Source organism: Oribacterium sinus, from assembly GCF_014202695.1.
GTDB classification, from domain to species: Bacteria; Bacillota; Clostridia; order Lachnospirales; family Lachnospiraceae; genus Oribacterium; species Oribacterium sinus.
Map to the genome: position 1 here is coordinate 1 of NZ_JACHHH010000025.1, position 1,448 is coordinate 1,448.

1 protein-coding gene is annotated in these 1,448 nt (G+C 40.2%); it reads left to right on the forward strand.

Translation table 11 applies throughout. The features are described 5' to 3' along the window. Positions 1–39: 39 nt before the first annotated feature. Positions 40–1,448, forward strand: a 1,409-nt coding sequence (locus HNQ46_RS11960) for an IS1634 family transposase (RefSeq protein ID WP_183684881.1), incomplete at its 3' end; no start/stop codon positions are given.

Genomic DNA, 1,448 nt, shown 5'->3' on the forward strand with positions numbered 1-1,448 from the left:
GCTATATATGGTATAATGGGCGCATGGAGGGACTGCGTCATGAAAGTATCTGTATCAAAATCAAAAAATCAGACAATCTATTATCTAAGTAAATCAGTTTGGGTAGATGGTAAATCCACTACTAAGACTATAGAGAAGATTGGTTCGGAAGATGAACTTCTGAAGGTTTGCGGAGATCTTACTCCGCTGGAGTGGGCAAAGCAGTACGCTGCCAAACGCTCCGCAGAAGAAAAAGCTTCAAAAAAAGACATTATGCTTAAGTACTCCTCTTCGACCTTAATTAAGAAAGAAAGCTGCCGTAGCGTAAACGTAGGCTACCTCTTTCTGAAGGACATCTACTATGATTTAAAAATCCATGACATCTGTGCTCAGATTGCCGAAAAGTACAAGTTTGAGTTTGACCTGAATCAAATCCTGTCTATGCTACTTTTCTCTAGGATTATTTATCCCGGGTCCAAGAGATCTTCTCTTGAACTTTCAAAAAAGTTTCTTGAAAAGCCTGACTGCAAGCTCCATCACGTTTACCGTGCACTGGAAATCCTTGCAAAAGAGAATGATTTTTTCCAGTCTCAACTTTACAAGAATTCCGAAATGGTACTGAATCGACATAAAAGAGTTCTTTACTATGACTGCACTAACTATTACTTCGAGATTGAGGAAGCGGATGATTTCAGAAAATATGGTCATTCCAAAGAAAACCGTCCGAATCCGATTGTACAGATGGGGCTATTTATGGATGCAGATGGGATTCCCCTCACCTTCTCCCTCTTTAACGGAAACGAGAATGAACAACCTTCGATGAAACCATTGGAGAAAAAGATTCTTTCTGACTTTGGAATGACGAAGTTTATTGTTTGTACAGATGCAGGGCTATCATCAACTTCAAACCGTGTCTTCAACAACACTCCAAACCGAAAATTTGTTACCACGCAAGCAATCAAAAAGCTGAAAGGATACCTCAAGGATTACTGTCTTGATGAAGACGGATGGCACCTTATCGGAGATAAAAAAGAGTACAAGCTCAGTGAACTAGATGAGGTCGAGAATTACGAGAAGACTTTCTATAAAGACCGGTGGATTAATGAAGACGGTTTGGAGCAACATCTCGTTGTCACCTTTTCCTTTCAATATCGGGACTATATGAGAAAGATACGGAATCGTCAGCTTGAACGCGCTGAAAAGCTCGTCGAAAATCCTTCTTCTCTGAATAAAAAACGTCCAAACGATCCCAAGCGTTTTATACGTCAGAATCACTGTACTTCTGACGGCGAGATTGCAGATAAAATGATCCCTTCGATAGATGAAGATGTTGCCACAGAAGAGGAACGTTATGACGGTTTCTATGCCGTATGCACAAACCTGGAAGATGACGTGGCAACGATTATAAGTATTAATCAAAAACGATGGCAGATTGAAGAATGTTTCCGGATTATGAAGAGTGAATTTCA